Source organism: Rhizobacter sp. P1_G5 (assembly GCF_056405435.1).
The window spans coordinates 1-834 of the sequence record NZ_JBFUCB010001117.1 but is presented as its reverse complement, the minus strand read 5'-3'; the positions used below and the strand labels follow the sequence as shown (position 1 = coordinate 834).

2 protein-coding genes are annotated in these 834 nt (G+C 69.1%); both read left to right on the top strand.

All coding sequences use genetic code 11. The features are described 5' to 3' along the window. Nucleotides 1-279, top strand: a 279-nt coding sequence (locus AC1D12_RS34455; protein ID WP_477845542.1) for a type VI secretion system accessory protein TagJ, incomplete at its 5' end; no start/stop codon positions are given. Between the two features lie 9 nt (nt 280-288). Beyond that, nucleotides 289-813 (top strand): type VI secretion system baseplate subunit TssE, encoded by a 525-nt coding sequence (gene tssE / locus AC1D12_RS34450; RefSeq protein WP_477825309.1) that lies wholly within the window; start codon nt 289-291, stop codon nt 811-813. Nucleotides 814-834: the final 21 nt, after the last annotated feature.

The window sequence follows — 834 nt, the reverse complement described above, 5'->3', positions numbered from 1 at the left end:
ATGGTATGGAGCGCCGCACAGCTCGAATTCACCAACGGCGGCCAGTCGGTCGCGCTGATCCCGACCCGCTACCCCGGCACCGCGACCGAGGGCGATGCGCTGGCGCAGCTGTCGCGCCGCACCGAATGGCAGGCATTGAACGACGAGCACTTCCGCGGCATCGGCCAGCGCGTGCTGGCGCTCGGCGAGCACGATTCCGACCTGCTGGCGGTGCGCGAGATCACGCTGGAGCCGCTGCCGGTGCCCGATGACGAGCCGACGCCGGACGCCGCGGCCTGACCGACGACCATGGCCACCCATGAGGTCCGCGATCGCCTTCAGCCGGTCCTGCTCGACCGCCTGACCGACCTCAACCCGCATTCGCGCGTCGAGTCGGACGAGTCGCGCGTGATGAACAAGGCGCAGATCCGCGAGGCGGTGCTGCGCGACCTGTCGTGGCTGCTGAACGCCGTCAAGCCGATGCCGCGGCTGGCGGAGCTATACCCGCTGGCCGGCGAATCGGTCATCAACTTCGGGCTGCCGCCGATGTCGGGCCAGCTCGCGTCGCGCATCGACATCCCGCTGCTCGAACGCACGATCAAGCAGGCCATCCTGCGCTTCGAGCCGCGCGTGATGGAGGACTCGCTCGAGGTGAAGGCGATCGAGCCGTCCAGCGTGCTCGACACGCACAACGTCATCGAGTTCGAGATCCGCGGCTTCATGTGGGCCCAGCCGGTGCCGCTGGAGCTGCTGCTGCGCACCCAGGTCGACCTGGAAGCCGGCCAGATCGAGGTGCGCGACGCCGCCAGCGGCTCCCTGAAACGCAAGACCTGAACGGCCCGCCCTCGATGGATC

Bases quoted from the DNA above. Each gene is read 5' to 3' on its own strand.
- tssE (WP_477825309.1), top strand. From the start codon at position 289: ATGGCCACCCATGAGGTCCGCGATCGCCTTCAGCCGGTCCTGCTCGAC.